Raw genomic sequence first — 14,285 nt, 5'->3', positions numbered from 1 at the left:
GACGGACCATCGCCGAAATGCGGGTCCGTGCAGGGCATCTGAGGGTTTTTCCGGGAGGCGCTTTCTCGCCGATCGACCGGGGACGGTTCCCGGGGCGTCTTCCGCGGAGGATCACATGCGTAACTCTCGTGCCCTGGTGGCCGCCGGTGCCGCGGTCGCCGTCCTCGGGCTCGCCGCGCCCGCGGCCGTCGCTCTGGACGGCATGCCCGCCAACCCGAGCAACATCGTCGCCCTGCCCAGCGTCATCTCCCGCGGCGGCCAGCTGACCATCACGGTCGACGGCTGCCCGAACGGCGGCTTCGCGACGTCCGACGCGTTCCCCAAGACGACGCTCACGCCCATCAACGGCGCCAGGAACACCGCGAAAGGCACCGCGACGATCAACAGCAACGCCGCCGCCGGCCCCCACGACATCACCGTCACCTGCGACGGCAGGACCCTGACCCGCCCGGCCGCCTTCACCGTCATCGGTGGCGTCCGCGGCGGCATCGGCGGCAGCAGCTCCAGCGGGGCGACTCCCACCGACATCGCCATCGGCAGCGGGCTCGTGGCCGCGGCCGTCATCGGCGGCGGCGTGTTCTGGATGCGCCGCCGGTCCGAGAAGCGGATCTGACGGCCCGGACAGCGGTTCCGGCCGCCCCCCTTCGGAGACTGAACGCACGTGACACAGGCCTTCGCCCCGGTCCCTTCAGGGATCCGGGGCGAAGGCCTGCGGGGCGGGCGGATGTCCTCAGGCGCCGTCCTCGTCGGGGCGGCGGGAGATGCGGTACGCCGCGCCGAGGGTCCCGGCCACGAGCGCGGCCCCGAGGCCGATCTCCTGGAGGTCGAACCCGGCGAAGCTGCCACCCCCGCCCGCGTGCACGCCCCGGTGCGGCGTCACCGGCTTGTGGTCGGGGTGGTCCGGGCGGCCGCCGGCGATGGTGAGCTCGGCGTTCTGCCAGAAGGTGCCGCAGTGGAACGTCACCTGGTAGACGGTGCCCGGCTTCGCGTCCCAGTCGACCGTGGCCGTGGCCGTGGCCCGTCCCCTGGGGATGGTGACGTCGTCGAAGACGCCCGAGGTGACGAACACGCCCTGCTCGCAGCCGGTCGCGCGCAGGGTCACCTGTCCGCCGGCCGCGATCGTCGTGGGCTGCACACTGACCCGGAAGCCGGAGCTGACACTGCTCGCCTGGGCGGCGGGGGCGGTGAGGGTGAGGGCGCTGACGCCCAGCAGTGCGGCCGAAGCGACGCCTATCACGCGCATGGTGGTTCCTCCGGGTCCCCGAGGAGCAGCTGCGGACCTCTTCCGCTTGCGCCGGAAATGCACCTCGATGACCGAAACGCTAGGAACGTCTGTGCGTCCGCGCGATCGCAGTCGCGCGAATGGGGCAAGCGTGTGGGCCGCTCAGGGGAGCCCGCGCCCGCGGCCGGGGAACGGCGACGGAGCGGCGGGCGTCCCCCGGCGGTTTCTGCGCTTAGCACCTTGCCGGCGGCCCGGCGGCCCGGCGGCCCGGCGGCCCGGCGGCCCGGCCGCTCAGTGGCTCCGTGGCCGGGTGGCCGGGTGCTCGGCCCCGGTGAAGGACAGTCAGTCCTTGATGCCCGGGAAGAGACTCAGGAACGGGTCCGCCGACGCGGTGACGCCTCGGCTGTAGGGCGCGTCGAAGTCCCAGATCAGGAAGAGCAGGAAGGCGATCAGCGCGGAGAACAGGCCCGCGAGCACCAGTTCGCGCGTCGTGCGCCGGATCTGCAGCGCGAAGACCATCCCGATGGTGACCGCGCCTCCGACGAGCAGCCCGAACCACACCACGCCCGGCATGGTGGGCTCGGCCGAGTCCGCCCGGGCGTTGCGTGCCTGGTCCGCGGCGGCCATCTGGTCGAGGACCGGCTGGTAGGCCTGGGCCTCGAAGTCCGTCCTCGGCTCGTAGTCGGTGACGTCCGCGCGGACCCGGGCGAGGAGTTCGGTGCCCCGCTCGGTGACATGCCCGTCGTCCGCCATCGCCTTCCACTCGGTGGTGACGACGTGTCCGACATAGGCGTTGACATCGCCCCGAATGCGGTCGCGGACGTCATCCGGGTAGACCCGCACCCGCTCCGAGATCTCGTGCAGCGCCTGCGCCTCCGCCTGGACGTGGTCCTGGGCCGCATTGCGTGCCTCCCAGACGCCGGCGATGGCCAGACCGAGGACGATGGCGTACACCACGCCGATCCACATCGTCATGTACTCGATGACGTCCGGCGTCTCGCTGGGATCCTCGTCCTCGGGCGCCGTGCGGTGCCGTACGAGGGTGATGACGACCACTACGGCACAGGCGGCCAGCATCGCGAGGGTGAGAACAAGCCATTCCGGCAAGGGATGCCTCCAGGATCAGCACTAGCGCGGCCGCAGCGCGGCGACGGCGACCACCGCGGGAACGGTCATGAGCAGGAGATAGGTGACGGGCGACGTGGTGCCGTGTGACGGCCGTTTGCGGGTCGGCGGCTGGTACCGCGGATAACTCACCGGAGCGACGGAGGGGCGCGGGGCGGGCTCGGCCGACGGCGTCGGTGAGGGAGTCGGGCTCGGTGTGGGTGTGGGTGTGGGAGCCGGGGGTGGGGTCGGCCGCGGGCGGGGTGGCGCCGGTTGCGGTGCCGGTGGTGGGGGAGGCGGCGGCTCGGGGGTCGGTGTCGGTGTCGGTGTCGGCGTGGGCGTAGGTGTCGGCTTCGGCGGCGGATCCGGGGCCGGGTCCGGTGGGGGCGTGGGCTTCGGTGGCGTGGGTGTGGGTGTGGGTGTCGGCGTGGGTGTCGGCGTGGGCTTCGGGCACGCCGGGGGAGTCGGCCAGGTGAGGCTTCCGGCGACCGCCACCGCCTCGGTGCCGCCCGGACCGGTCGAGGCGTAGGCGCAGGCGTCGGCCACGGCCACACCGGTCGGGGCGCCGACGAGGATCCAGGTCAGTGTCAGCAGGGCCAACATCCGTATGGCCGGGGCGGATTGGGTCGGTTCGGGTCGATGCACGACGAAGATCATGAGGCCTGATGTGCGGCCGCACGTGCGAGTGCGAGGGGATTGCCCCGAAGGAGGGACAGCCGGCAGCCGATGGTTCGGTCGCGGGGCGATCGCGTGTTCGAAGTCGCGTACGCGCGTGCGAGGTGGAGGGGCGGGCGCCACAGGTTCCGGAAAGAAATGTGCGCGGTGGTTGAACACGACCGGGGCCGCCATGCGTACCCATGGTCGTGCGGCGGCGCAGAAGGGCGCTGCAACACCCTTGGGATTATGGGGAGTTGACGATGAAGACCTCCTGGCGGAGCGCCTCACTCGTGGCAAGCGCTGCGGCGGTACTGGCGCTGACGACGGCGTGCGGTCAGGAAAGCGCCCCGTCCACGGGCAGCCAGAACGTGGGCGCTACGGCCGCGGCGGGCGATTACGGAAGCGCCGGTGCAGGCCTCGGCAGCACCGGCTCCGGGGCCAGCCCGCAGGCGGGGCAGAGCAGCCCCGCGACCCAGACCTCCACCGCGGGCGAGCTGTCCGTGTCCACCAACGCGGAACTGGGCGAGGTGCTGACGGACAGTGCCGGTCTGACCCTGTATCGGTTCGACGAGGACACCGCGGAGCCGCCGAAGTCGAACTGTGACGGCGACTGTGCCACGGCCTGGCCGCCGGTGCCCGCGAACGACGCCGCGGCCGGCGAGGGCGTCGACGAGGCGCTGCTCGGCGAGGTCACCCGCGCGGACGGCACCAAGCAGCTGACGATCGGCGGTTGGCCGGCCTACCGCTACGCGAAGGACACCAAGGCCGGCGACGTCACCGGTCAGGGCGTGGGCGGCAAGTGGTACGCGCTGGCCGCCGACGGCAAGAAGGCCAAGCAGGGCGGCGGTGGCGCCGCCGCCGAGGACCTGCCCGGGCTGTCCACCCGTAACGACCCCAAGCTCGGCGAGATCGTGATCGACAAGAACGGCCACACGGTCTACCGGTTCATGAAGGACACCCAGTGGCCGATGTCGACGGCGTGCACCGGCGACTGCCTGGAGAAGTGGCCGGTCGTCGCGCCGGTCGACGAGAAGGACACCAAGGGCATCGATCTGCAGGGGTCCACCCCGAACCAGGGCTACGTCGTCTTCGACCGCCCCGACGGCATCAAGCAGCAGTCCATCGACTGCATCCCGATCTACACCTTCGCCGGTGACAAGAAGCCCGGCGACACCAACGGCCAGGGCGTCGGCGGCACCTGGTTCGCGATCCGAGGCGACGGAAAGCCGGTCGGGGCCTCCGAATAAGCCCGGCGCATCCGATCCACCGGTCCGCCCCCTCCGCGCCGCACGGAGGGGGCGGACCGGTTTGCCGTCATTCACCGCGACTCCCCGCGAACCGACCCCCGTTCCGGAACGCTCCGCAGTGCCCCGCCTACGTTTCGTAGGGGATGCGGAGGAACATCGATACGGCACGTGCCGCAGGCAGTGACCGGGAACGGATGGTCAATTTCCGTTTCTGCTCGCTCCTTTGGCGGGCGATCAGTAGCCTCTGCTCGAACACCGGATCGCCTACGCCTTGGAGAGATAGATGGAGCGTCCCGCCTGGGCCCCCCGAAGCATCGACATCTCGGTGCCGAGCGTTTCGCGCATCTACGACTACTACCTGGGCGGTTCGCACAACTTCGAGGTCGACCGGGAAGCGGCCCGCAGGGCCATGGACTTCATGCCGGGACTCCCCAAGGTCATGCAGGCCAACCGGGCGTTCCTGCACCGTGCGGTGCGCTTCGCCGCTGGTGAGGGCCTCACGCAGTTCCTGGACATCGGCTCCGGCATCCCGACCTTCGGCAACGTCCACGAGGTGGCCCAGGCGGCCCTCCCCGGCGCCCACGTGGTCTACGTCGACCACGACCCGGTGGCCGTGGCCCACAGCCAGGCGGTTCTCGCCGGCAACGAGGACGTGGACGTCGTGGCCGCCGACCTCCGCAAGCCCCAGGAGATCCTCGCCAGCCCCGAAGTGCAGCGCCTGATCGACCTGAACCGGCCAGTCGCCCTGCTTCTCGTTGCCATACTGCACTTCGTGGAAGACGCGGACGACCCGTACGGAGCGGTGGCCGAACTGCGCGACGCGCTCGCGCCCGGCAGCCTGCTGGTGCTCACGCATGCCTCGTACGAGGGAATCCCACTGCCACCGGAGCGGGCCGAGGGCGCGGTGGACGTATACAAGGACATTCGCAACCCGCTGATCATGCGCTCGCGCGACGAGATCGCGCGGTTCTTCGAGGGGTACGACATGGTGGAACCGGGACTGGTGCCGATGCCGCGCTGGCGGCCGGACACGGCGCCGGAGGACGAGGATCCGTATGCCTTCTCCGGTTTCGCGGGCGTGGGGCGCACGGCGTGAGCGCGGAACAGGACGGGCCGCAGGACAGACTGCGGCGGTTCGCGACGATCTGGAGCCGGGCGGTCTTCCCGGTGACCTCGACGTCCGCGACCCGGCCCGAGTTCGAGGAACAACTGCTGCCGCTGGCCCGGCGGTTGAGCGAGGCCCTGAAGGCCAGGATCTTCGACGCGGAGGAGGCCAGGGCGGTGGGCGCCGGCCTCGTCGCCGCGCACTGCACCGACCCGGAGGCGCTCAGCCGCACGCTGGACTGCGTCGACGCGTATCTCGTGCTCTACTGCGGCGAGGACAGCTCGGACGCCGCGCAGGAGGACCTGCGGGCGCGTGCCGCGCGGCTGCAGCACGCCATGGCCGCCGGGTTCGCGCAGGCGCTGCGCGAGCGCACGCTGGCCGAGCAGGAGGCCATCGCGCAGGCGGCGTTGCGGGCGCAGGGCCTGGTCGCGCAGGCGCTGCACGCGAGCGAGGCCCGCTTCCGCGCGGTCTTCGAGGGCGCCGCCATAGGCATCGGCATGGCCGACCTGGACGGCAACCTCCTCCAGGTCAACGGCGCGCTGCTGCGCATGTTCGGTGTCTCCGAGCAGACGATGCGCAGCCGCAACGTCAAGGAGTGGACCCACCCCGACGACGCTCCCCAGACCTGGAAGCTCTACGACGAACTCGTCCGCGGCGTCCGCGAGCACTACCACGTGGAGAAGGCGTTCTACCGCCCTGACGGAACGGTCCTGTGGACCAACCTGACGGTCTCCCTGCTGCGTGACGCCGACGGCAACCCGCAGTACCAGCTGGCCCTCATGGAGGACACCACCGAGCGCCGGCTGCTCAACCTCCGGCTGCGCTACGAGGCCACGCACGACGCGCTCACCGGCCTGCCCAACCGCACTTTCTTCTTCGAACGCCTGGAGAAGGCGCTGGGCGCCGGAGCGGGCCAGCGGTTCGGGCTGTGCTACCTCGACCTGGACGGCTTCAAGACCATCAACGACAGCCTCGGCCACGCCGCCGGCGACCGGCTGCTCGTCGAGGTCGCCGACCGGCTGCAGTCCTGCGCGACCGCGCCCGGCGAGATGGTCGCCCGGCTCGGCGGCGACGAGTTCGTGGCGCTGACCACCGGCCCCGAGACCGAGCGGGAGGTCGACGAGCTCGCCGCCCGCATCATGAACGTGCTGCTCGCCCCCGTCAGCATCGACGGCCGTGAGCTGACCGTGCGCGGCAGCATCGGCATCGTCGAGGGCCCGGCGGGGGAGCGCAGCCCGGCGGAGGTGCTGCGCAGCGCCGACATCACCATGTACCGGGCCAAGTCGGCGGGCGGCAACCGCTTCGAGCTCGCCGACCCGGAGGCCGACGCCCGCGCCATCACCCGGCACGGGCTGACCACCGCCCTGCCGGCCGCCCTGGACCGGGGTGAGTTCTTCATCGAGTACCAGCCGCTGGTCCACCTCGGCGACGGCAGCGTCCGCGGCGCCGAGGCCCTGGTGCGCTGGCTGCATCCGCAGCACGGCGTGCTCGGACCCGACCGGTTCATCCCGCTCGCCGAAGACACCGGCCTGATCGTTCCGCTGGGCCGCTGGGTCCTGGAGCAGTCGGTACGCCAGGCACGCGACTGGCGGGAACGGCACGCCGAGGCCGGCCCGCTGCGCATCAACGTGAACCTCTCGCCCTGCCAGCTCACCCATCCCGGCCTGGTCCAGGACACCGTCGACATCCTGGAGCGCACGGGCGTCGCACCCGACGCGCTCTGCTTGGAGGTCACCGAGTCGGCGCTGATCGGCGCCGACGACGACCTGCTCAAGCCGCTGCGCCGCCTCGCCGAGATGGGCGTCGACATCGCCCTGGACGACTTCGGCACCGGCTACTCCAACCTCGCCAACCTGCGCCGGCTGCCGGTGAGCATCCTCAAGCTGGACCGCTCCTTCACCCAGAGCATGCAGCAGTTCCCGGCCGATCCCGTCGACCTCAAGATCGTCGAAGGGATCGTTTCTCTCGCCCACAGCCTGAACCTCGCGGTGACGGTGGAGGGTGTGGAGACCGGCGCCCAGGCCGAGCAGCTCCGCATACTGGGCTGCGACACGGCCCAGGGCTGGTACTACGCCCGCCCGGGCCCGCCGGACCGGCTGCACGAGCTGGCGCTGGTGGACGCGACGGGGTGAGGGAGCAACGCGTGCCCGACGCACAGGACGACGTGCGCGAGGCGATCGCGGCCGAGCTGCGCCTGATGGACCCCGCCGTCCGGGCCTCCCGCACCCTCACGGCCTCGCTGCTCGACCCCGAGTTCGTGGAGGTCGGCTGCTCGGGCCGGCGTTACACGTACGACGAGACGGTGGCCGAACTGCCCGACCATCCGGGCAGCTCGGCGGACGGCCCCCGGTACGAGCCCTCGGCCTTCACCGGCGTCGTCCTGGCCCCCGGCCTCGTGCACCTCACGTACGAGACGCACTTCGACGGCCGGCACGCGCGCCGCTCCTCGCTCTGGCGCAAGCAGAACGAGGAGACCGGCTGGCGGATGTACTACCACCAAGGGACACCGGTCCCGCCCGGGTCGGCGTAGCGTCCGCTCGGCGCACCGGCAGTCCGCTGCCCTCTCCCCGTCCCCGTAGCGAGGGCTCAGACCGCCCGTCCTGGGCTCGGATCACCGCTCCAGCAGCATCCGCTGGAGTTCCCGGGCCGCCCTGGGCGGCGCCACGTCGCTGCGGTGAGCCAGCGCGATCGTCCGGTGCAGCCCCGGCCGGGCCAGCGCGGTCACCCGCAGCCCGCGCCCGGCCCGGGCCGCCACCATCCGCGGGACGACGGCCACGCCGAGGCCCGCCCGCACAAACCCCAGTACGGCGTCCATCTCCCCGCCCTCCACCGCGAAGTCCGGCTCGAAGCCCTCGGCGCGGCACGCGGCCACGGTCAGTTCCCGCAGGTCGTAGCCGTGCCGGAACATCACCAGGCGTTCCCCCTCGAGATCGGCGACGCGCACCGTGCGCTGTCCGTGGCCCGGCTTGGGGGCGTCCGGGGAGGAGACCACGACGAGGTCCTCGCGCAGCAGGTCCACCGTGGTGAGGGCGGGGGAGGGTGTCGGCAGCGGCAGGACGACCAGCGCCAGATCGAGGGCGCCGCGGGCGAGTTCCCGTACGAGATCGTGGGAGCCGCCCTCCTCGATCAGCAGCCGGATGCCGGGATAGCGGTCGTGAAAGGCGCGCAGGACGTCCGGCAGCAGACCCGTGCACAGGCTCGGTGTCGCGCCCAGCCGGACCCGCCCGCTGCGCAGCTGCACCAGTTCCAGCACCTCGTGCCGGGCGGTGTCCGCGTCGGCGAGGATGCGCCGGGCCAGCGGCAGCAGCGCCTCGCCCGCGTCGGTGAGCGTGATGTTGCCCCGGGCCCGCTGGAACAGATCAGCCCCGAGCTCCCGCTCCAGCGCCTTGATCTGCTGCGACAGCGAGGGCTGGGCGACATGCACCAGCTCGGCGGCTCGGGTGAAGTGCCGGGTCTCGGCGACGGCCACGAAGTACTGGAGCTGCTGGAACTGCATGGTCGTACGATAGCCGCAGACTATGGAATCAAGCCGGACCATGTCTTGGACCGATCGGGGTGCCCGGGCCTAGCGTGCTGTGACATGGCACTGGCAACGCGGACGGACCGACGACCGTCCATGGCACGCACCGTGTGGGACTCCTCCGTCGGCAAGAAGACCGTGATGGCGGTCAGCGGTCTGATCATGCTGCTGTACCTGGTCGTCCACATGATCGGCAACCTGAAGATCTTCTTCGGGCCGGGCGAGTTCAACCACTACGCGCACTGGCTGCGCACCGTCGGCGAGCCGTTCATGCACTACGAGTGGACGCTGTGGCTCGTCCGGATCGTGCTGGTGGTCGCCGTGGTCGCCCACGCCACGTCCGCGTACCAGCTCAGCCGCCGCGACATCAAGGCGCGCCCGACCAAGTACGTCCACAAGAAGCCCAGGTCCAGCTACGCGACGCGCACCATGCGCTGGGGCGGGATCATCCTCGGCCTGTTCATCGTCTGGCACATCCTGGACCTGACCACCGGCACCGTGCACCCCGGCTTCCAGCCCGGCCACCCGTACCAGAACGTCGTGGACACCTTCTCCACCTGGTACGGCAACGTGATCTACATCGTGGCGATGCTCGCTCTGGGCCTGCACATCCGGCACGGCTTCTGGAGCGCCGCCCAGACGCTCGGCGTCGGCAGCCGCACCCGCGACCGTGCCCTGAAGACCGTCGCCAACGTACTCGCGCTGCTGCTCACGGCCGGCTTCATCGCCGTCCCCGTGGGCGTCATGACCGGAGTGGTGAGCTGAAGATGACTTCTTCCACCGAATACACGGACTACGCGACCGGCGAGCCGGTCGCCGACAGCAAAGCCCCGACCGGTCCGATCAACGAGCGCTGGGACAAGCGCCGTTTCGAGGCCAAGCTGGTCAACCCGGCCAACCGGCGCAAGCACACGGTGATCGTGGTGGGGACCGGCCTCGCCGGCGGCTCCGCCGGTGCCACCCTCGCCGAACAGGGCTACCACGTCGTCCAGTTCTGCTACCAGGACTCCCCGCGCCGCGCCCACTCGATCGCCGCGCAGGGCGGCGTCAACGCGGCCAAGAACTACCGCAACGACGGGGACTCGATCCACCGGTTGTTCTACGACACCGTCAAGGGCGGGGACTTCAGGGCGCGCGAGTCGAACGTCCACCGGCTGGCGCAGATCTCCGTGGAGATCATCGACCAGTGCGTGGCGCAGGGCGTGCCCTTCGCCCGCGAGTACGGCGGCCTCCTCGACACCCGCTCCTTCGGCGGCGTCCAGGTGTCGCGGACCTTCTACGCCCGAGGGCAGACAGGGCAGCAACTGCTCCTCGGCGCCTACCAGGCGCTGTCCCGGCAGATCGCGGCCGGGAACGTGGAGATGCACCCGCGGACCGAGATGCTCGACCTGATCGTCGTCGACGGGCGGGCGCGCGGGATCGTGGCGCGGGATCTCGTCACCGGTCGCATCGACACGTACTTCGCCGACGCCGTCGTGCTGGCGAGCGGCGGCTACGGCAACGTCTTCTACCTGTCGACGAACGCCATGAACTCCAACGCGACCGCGATCTGGCGGGCGCACCGGCGCGGCGCCTACTTCGCCAACCCCTGCTTCACCCAGATCCACCCCACCTGCATCCCGCGCACCGGCGAGCACCAGTCCAAGCTCACCCTGATGAGCGAGTCGCTGCGCAACGACGGCCGGATCTGGGTGCCCAAGGCCAAGGGCGACGACCGCCCGCCGAACAAGATCCCCGAGGATGAGCGCGACTACTACCTGGAGCGCATCTACCCCTCCTTCGGCAACCTCGTCCCGCGTGACATCGCCTCCCGCGCCGCGAAGAACGTCTGCGACGAGGGCAGGGGCGTCGGTCCCGGCGGACAGGGCGTCTACCTCGACTTCGCGGACGCCATCAAGCGCATGGGCCGCAAGGCGGTCGAAGCCAAGTACGGCAACCTCTTCGACATGTACCAGCGGATCACCGACGAGGATCCGTACGAGGTGCCGATGCGGATCTACCCGGCGGTGCACTACACGATGGGCGGCCTCTGGGTCGACTACGACCTCCAGACCACCGTCCCCGGCCTGTTCGCGATCGGCGAGGCCAACTTCTCCGACCACGGCGCGAACCGGCTCGGCGCCTCCGCGCTGATGCAGGGCCTGGCCGACGGCTACTTCGTACTGCCGGCCACCATCAACGACTACCTCGCCCGCAACCCCCACCACGACACGGTCGACACCCAACACCCCGTCGTACAGGAGGTGCTGGCCGAGACCGAGGACCGGCTGAACCTACTGCTGGCCGTCGACGGCGACCGCACCCCCGACTCCTTCCACCGTGAAGTCGGCGAACTCATGTGGGAGTTCTGCGGCATGGCCCGCACCGACAGCGGACTGCGCAAGGCGCTGGAGCGCATCCCGCAGATCCGCGAGGAGTTCTGGCGGCGGATCAAGGTGCCGGGTACCGGCGAGGAGTTCAACCAGTCGCTGGAGAAGGCCAACCGCGTCGTCGACTACCTGGAGCTCGCCGAGCTGATGTGCCTCGACGCGCTGCACCGTAGCGAGTCCTGCGGCGGCCACTTCCGTGAGGAGTCCCAGACTCCCGACGGCGAGGCCGCCCGCAGGGACGAGGAGTTCGCGTACGCGGCCGCCTGGCAGTTCACGGGCACCGGCGACGCTCCGATCCTGCACAAGGAAGACCTGGTCTTCGAGTACGTCCACCCCACTCAGCGGAGCTACGCATGAAGCTCACCCTGCGCGTCTGGCGGCAGAAGAACGCCGACGCCGACGGCGCCATGTCCACGTACGAGGTGGACGGGATCTCCTCCGACATGTCCTTCCTGGAGATGCTGGACACCCTCAACGAGGAGCTCACCCTCAAGGGCGAGGACCCGGTCGCCTTCGACCACGACTGCCGCGAGGGCATCTGCGGCGCGTGTTCGCTCGTCATCAACGGCGACGCGCACGGGCCCGAGCGGACCACGACCTGCCAGCTGCACATGCGGTCCTTCAAGGACGGCGACACGATCGACATCGAGCCGTGGCGGGCGTCCGCGTTCCCGGTGATCAAGGACCTGGTGGTGGACCGGTCGGCGTTCGACCGGATCATCCAGGCCGGCGGGTACATCACCGCGCCCACCGGTTCCGCGCCGGAGGCGCACGCCACGCCGGTGCCCAAGCCGGACGCCGACTTCGCCTTCGAGCACGCGGAGTGCATCGGGTGCGGGGCGTGTGTGGCCGCCTGTCCCAACGGGGCGGCGATGCTGTTCACCTCCGCCAAGATCAACCACCTGAACGTCCTGCCGCAGGGCGCGCCCGAGCGCGAGACCCGTGTGCTGGACATGGTCGGGCAGATGGACGAGGAGGGGTTCGGCGGCTGCACCCTCACCGGGGAGTGTGCCACGGCATGCCCCAAGGGCATCCCGCTGGTGTCCATCACGAGCATGAACAAGGAGTGGCTGCGCGCGACCCGCAAGGTGGCCGGGCGCTAGACCCCCCAGCTCACAGAACGTTCGCCGACAAGGTGCGGACGGGCGGGGCCGGACGTGGTGCTCAACCCGGCCCCGCCAGGCACCCCTGGCATTCAACAACCCCACACCGTGTCTCTCTTCGTGGGTCACGCGCCGGTCAGCCGGCATCGGAAGAACTGTGGCGGGCGGCACCGCTCGCCGCCCTCGGCCCGTGACCTGGAGAGAGCCATGACCGGCGTTTCCACGCTCGACCGTCCCCCGCAGTCGACCGCACCCACCCGCTACACCGTCACCCTCGCCCGCACCGAAGCCGACGTGCGTGCCGCGCAGCGGCTGCGGCACGAGGTCTTCGCCGGGGAGATGGGCGCCCTGCTGTCCACCCCGCAGCCCGGGCTGGACGTCGACCCCTTCGACGCGTACTGCGACCACCTGCTCGTGCGCGACACCGTGACCGGCCAGGTCGTCGGGACGTACCGGCTGCTGCCGCCCGAGCGGGCCGCCGTCGCCGGACGCCTGTACTCGGAGGGCGAGTTCGACCTCGCCCCGCTCGACCCGATCCGGCCGGGACTCGTCGAGGTCGGCCGCTCCTGCGTCCACCCCGACCACCGGGACGGCGCGGTCATCAGCCTCATCTGGGCCGGCATCGCCCGCTACATGGTGGACGGCGGTCACGAGTGGCTCGCCGGCTGCTGCTCGATCCCGCTGGCCGACGGCGGCACCCTCGCGACAGCCACCTGGGACCGCGTGCGGGCCAAGCACCTGGCCCCCGAGGAGTTCCGCGTACGGCCGCTGCTGCCGTGGGTGCCGAACGACGACACACCCGCCGCCCGCACCGAACTCCCGGCGCTGCTGCGGGGCTACCTCCGCCTCGGCGCCTGGGTCTGCGCGGAGCCCGCCCACGACCCGGACTTCGGGGTCGCCGACCTGTACGTGCTGCTGTCGATGCGCCGGGTCAACCCGCGCTATCTGCGGCACTTCCTCTCCCTCGTCCCGGCCTGATGAGCGTCTGGCTGCCCAGTGCGCCCTGCACCCCCGGGGCGTGCGTGGAGGCGAGGGCATCCGCCACGGCCCTACCGCGTGCCGTGCTCCGGATGGCGGCGGTCGCGGCCCTGGTGCTCGCCGGGGTCGTGCTGACGCCGCTCGGCGGGAGGATCCCCGCCGGGCCTGTGCAGCGGTGGTGCCGGTGGATCGTACGGGCCGCAGGGGTCCAGGTCCGTATCACCGGCGCCACCGCGCCCGCCGGCGGGCTGCTGCTGGTCGCCAACCACATCTCCTGGTTGGACATCCCGCTGCTCGCCGCCGTCCGCCCGGCCCGGATGCTCGCCAAGGCCGAGATCCGGCGGTGGCCTGTGGCGGGCCCTGTGGCCGCGCGGGGCGGGGTCCTGTTCATCGACCGGGACCGGCTGCGCGCACTGCCCGGCACGGTCGCCCGGATCGCGGACGCCCTGCGGTCCGGGCAGGCGGTCGCGGTCTTCCCGGAGGGCAGCACCTGGTGCGGCCGCGCCCAGGGGCACTTCCGCCGGGCCGTCTTCCAGGCCGCGCTCGACGCCTCAGTCCCCGTGCAGCCGGTGCACATCCGCTACCGGCTCGCCCGGGGAGGGGCCAGCACGGCGCCCGCCTTCGTCGGCGAGGACTCCCTGCTCGCCTCGGTGTGGCGCGTCGTCTCGGCACGCGGACTGGTGGCCGAGGTCGAAGTCCGGGACGTCATCCCGCCGGGCCGCCACCCCGACCGCCGCACACTCGCCCGAGCCGCGCAGCCGGGGGCGGCGGCCGAGCTGGACTGGACCCACGCCGCGCTGGTCGCCCAGGACGGACACGGATGGGCGTACACGCCCGGTGTCTTCGGCAGGATCCGCCGGGAAGGCCCAGGTCCCGGCAGCGCCCACCAAATCAGACGCCTGTCTCCGTCTGCGCCGACAAATCGGTGCGCAGGACAGAGTAAAGTTCCACATCGCGCCATTTTCCACCGCGCCACATAG

At 71.2% G+C, this 14,285-nt stretch carries 15 protein-coding genes; 11 read left to right on the top strand and 4 right to left on the bottom strand.

Annotated features, from left to right (window positions below):
* The first annotated feature begins 115 nt into the window (after positions 1–115).
* Entirely contained in the window at positions 116–613 is a 498-nt protein-coding gene (locus tag Q4V64_RS05330) for a hypothetical protein (protein WP_124436527.1), read from the top strand.
* Between the two features lie 117 nt (positions 614–730).
* On the opposite strand, the gene Q4V64_RS05325 is transcribed toward Q4V64_RS05330, so the two are convergent.
* The 3 genes from Q4V64_RS05325 to Q4V64_RS05315 form a co-directional block, all read right to left on the bottom strand.
* Entirely contained in the window at positions 731–1,243 is a 513-nt protein-coding gene (locus tag Q4V64_RS05325; RefSeq protein ID WP_124436526.1) for a hypothetical protein, read from the bottom strand.
* Between the two features lie 321 nt (positions 1,244–1,564).
* Positions 1,565–2,329, bottom strand: a complete 765-nt coding sequence (locus tag Q4V64_RS05320) for a DUF4239 domain-containing protein (protein WP_124436525.1) — start codon at positions 2,327–2,329, stop codon at positions 1,565–1,567.
* A 21-nt stretch (positions 2,330–2,350) separates the two neighbouring features.
* Entirely contained in the window at positions 2,351–2,479 is a 129-nt protein-coding gene (locus tag Q4V64_RS05315; protein WP_301184448.1) for a hypothetical protein, read from the bottom strand.
* 181 nt (positions 2,480–2,660) lie between these two features.
* Here Q4V64_RS05315 and Q4V64_RS05310 point away from each other — a divergent pair, with 181 nt between their 5' ends.
* From Q4V64_RS05310 to Q4V64_RS05290, 5 genes are all read left to right on the top strand, one after another.
* Positions 2,661–2,855 (top strand): hypothetical protein, encoded by a 195-nt coding sequence (locus Q4V64_RS05310; protein WP_172628925.1) that lies wholly within the window; start codon positions 2,661–2,663, stop codon positions 2,853–2,855.
* Positions 2,856–3,243: 388 nt separating this feature from the next.
* Positions 3,244–4,230 carry an SCO0930 family lipoprotein gene (locus Q4V64_RS05305; protein WP_124436524.1) on the top strand — a complete coding sequence of 329 codons (987 nt, stop codon included), beginning with the start codon at positions 3,244–3,246 and terminating at the stop codon, positions 4,228–4,230.
* 283 nt (positions 4,231–4,513) lie between these two features.
* Entirely contained in the window at positions 4,514–5,326 is an 813-nt protein-coding gene (locus Q4V64_RS05300; RefSeq protein WP_124436523.1) for an SAM-dependent methyltransferase, read from the top strand.
* Positions 5,323–7,467: an EAL domain-containing protein gene (locus Q4V64_RS05295; RefSeq protein WP_124436522.1), complete on the top strand. Its 2,145-nt coding sequence runs from the start codon at positions 5,323–5,325 to the stop codon at positions 7,465–7,467. Before Q4V64_RS05300 ends, Q4V64_RS05295 begins: the two co-directional genes overlap by 4 nt.
* 11 nt (positions 7,468–7,478) lie before the next feature.
* Positions 7,479–7,865, top strand: a complete 387-nt coding sequence (locus tag Q4V64_RS05290; protein ID WP_124436521.1) for a DUF4440 domain-containing protein — start codon at positions 7,479–7,481, stop codon at positions 7,863–7,865.
* An 81-nt stretch (positions 7,866–7,946) separates the two neighbouring features.
* Here the strand turns inward: Q4V64_RS05290 and Q4V64_RS05285 are convergent, their stop codons facing one another.
* A complete protein-coding gene (locus tag Q4V64_RS05285) occupies positions 7,947–8,831 on the bottom strand; it encodes a LysR substrate-binding domain-containing protein (protein WP_124436520.1) in 885 nt (294 codons plus the stop codon).
* 120 nt (positions 8,832–8,951) lie between these two features.
* Between Q4V64_RS05285 and Q4V64_RS05280 the strand changes: the two genes are divergently transcribed.
* The 5 genes from Q4V64_RS05280 (at position 8,952) to Q4V64_RS05260 (ending at position 14,285) form a co-directional block, all read left to right on the top strand.
* Complete coding sequence (locus Q4V64_RS05280; RefSeq protein WP_124436519.1) at positions 8,952–9,620, top strand: succinate dehydrogenase; 669 nt, start codon at positions 8,952–8,954, stop codon at positions 9,618–9,620.
* Between the two features lie 2 nt (positions 9,621–9,622).
* Complete coding sequence (locus tag Q4V64_RS05275) at positions 9,623–11,581, top strand: fumarate reductase/succinate dehydrogenase flavoprotein subunit (RefSeq protein ID WP_124436518.1); 1,959 nt, start codon at positions 9,623–9,625, stop codon at positions 11,579–11,581.
* Entirely contained in the window at positions 11,578–12,327 is a 750-nt protein-coding gene (locus tag Q4V64_RS05270; protein WP_124436517.1) for a succinate dehydrogenase/fumarate reductase iron-sulfur subunit, read from the top strand. The genes Q4V64_RS05275 and Q4V64_RS05270 overlap by 4 nt, the downstream gene beginning before the upstream one ends.
* Before the next feature lie 207 nt (positions 12,328–12,534).
* Positions 12,535–13,305: a GNAT family N-acyltransferase gene (locus tag Q4V64_RS05265; protein ID WP_124436516.1), complete on the top strand. Its 771-nt coding sequence runs from the start codon at positions 12,535–12,537 to the stop codon at positions 13,303–13,305.
* Positions 13,305–14,285: a lysophospholipid acyltransferase family protein gene (locus tag Q4V64_RS05260; RefSeq protein WP_124436515.1), complete on the top strand. Its 981-nt coding sequence runs from the start codon at positions 13,305–13,307 to the stop codon at positions 14,283–14,285. The genes Q4V64_RS05265 and Q4V64_RS05260 overlap by 1 nt, the downstream gene beginning before the upstream one ends.

It is taken from the genome of Streptomyces sp. NL15-2K, assembly GCF_030551255.1.
Classification (GTDB): domain Bacteria; phylum Actinomycetota; class Actinomycetes; order Streptomycetales; family Streptomycetaceae; genus Streptomyces.
The sequence above is the reverse complement of the archived record's forward strand: the minus strand, read 5'-3'. Positions and strand labels throughout refer to the sequence as shown.

Excerpts from the sequence above, each read along its gene's own strand:
- Q4V64_RS05305 (WP_124436524.1), top strand. The coding sequence starts at position 3,244 with ATGAAGACCTCCTGGCGGAGCGCCTCACTCGTGGCAAGCGCTGCGGCG.
- Q4V64_RS05270 (WP_124436517.1), top strand. The coding sequence starts at position 11,578 with ATGAAGCTCACCCTGCGCGTCTGGCGGCAGAAGAACGCCGACGCCGAC.
- Q4V64_RS05325 (WP_124436526.1), bottom strand. The coding sequence starts at position 1,243 with ATGCGCGTGATAGGCGTCGCTTCGGCCGCACTGCTGGGCGTCAGCGCC.
- Q4V64_RS05275 (WP_124436518.1), top strand. The coding sequence starts at position 9,623 with ATGACTTCTTCCACCGAATACACGGACTACGCGACCGGCGAGCCGGTC.
- Q4V64_RS05300 (WP_124436523.1), top strand. The coding sequence starts at position 4,514 with ATGGAGCGTCCCGCCTGGGCCCCCCGAAGCATCGACATCTCGGTGCCG.
- Q4V64_RS05265 (WP_124436516.1), top strand. The coding sequence starts at position 12,535 with ATGACCGGCGTTTCCACGCTCGACCGTCCCCCGCAGTCGACCGCACCC.
- Q4V64_RS05285 (WP_124436520.1), bottom strand. The coding sequence starts at position 8,831 with ATGCAGTTCCAGCAGCTCCAGTACTTCGTGGCCGTCGCCGAGACCCGG.
- Q4V64_RS05260 (WP_124436515.1), top strand. The coding sequence starts at position 13,305 with ATGAGCGTCTGGCTGCCCAGTGCGCCCTGCACCCCCGGGGCGTGCGTG.
- Q4V64_RS05280 (WP_124436519.1), top strand. The coding sequence starts at position 8,952 with ATGGCACGCACCGTGTGGGACTCCTCCGTCGGCAAGAAGACCGTGATG.
- Q4V64_RS05330 (WP_124436527.1), top strand. The coding sequence starts at position 116 with ATGCGTAACTCTCGTGCCCTGGTGGCCGCCGGTGCCGCGGTCGCCGTC.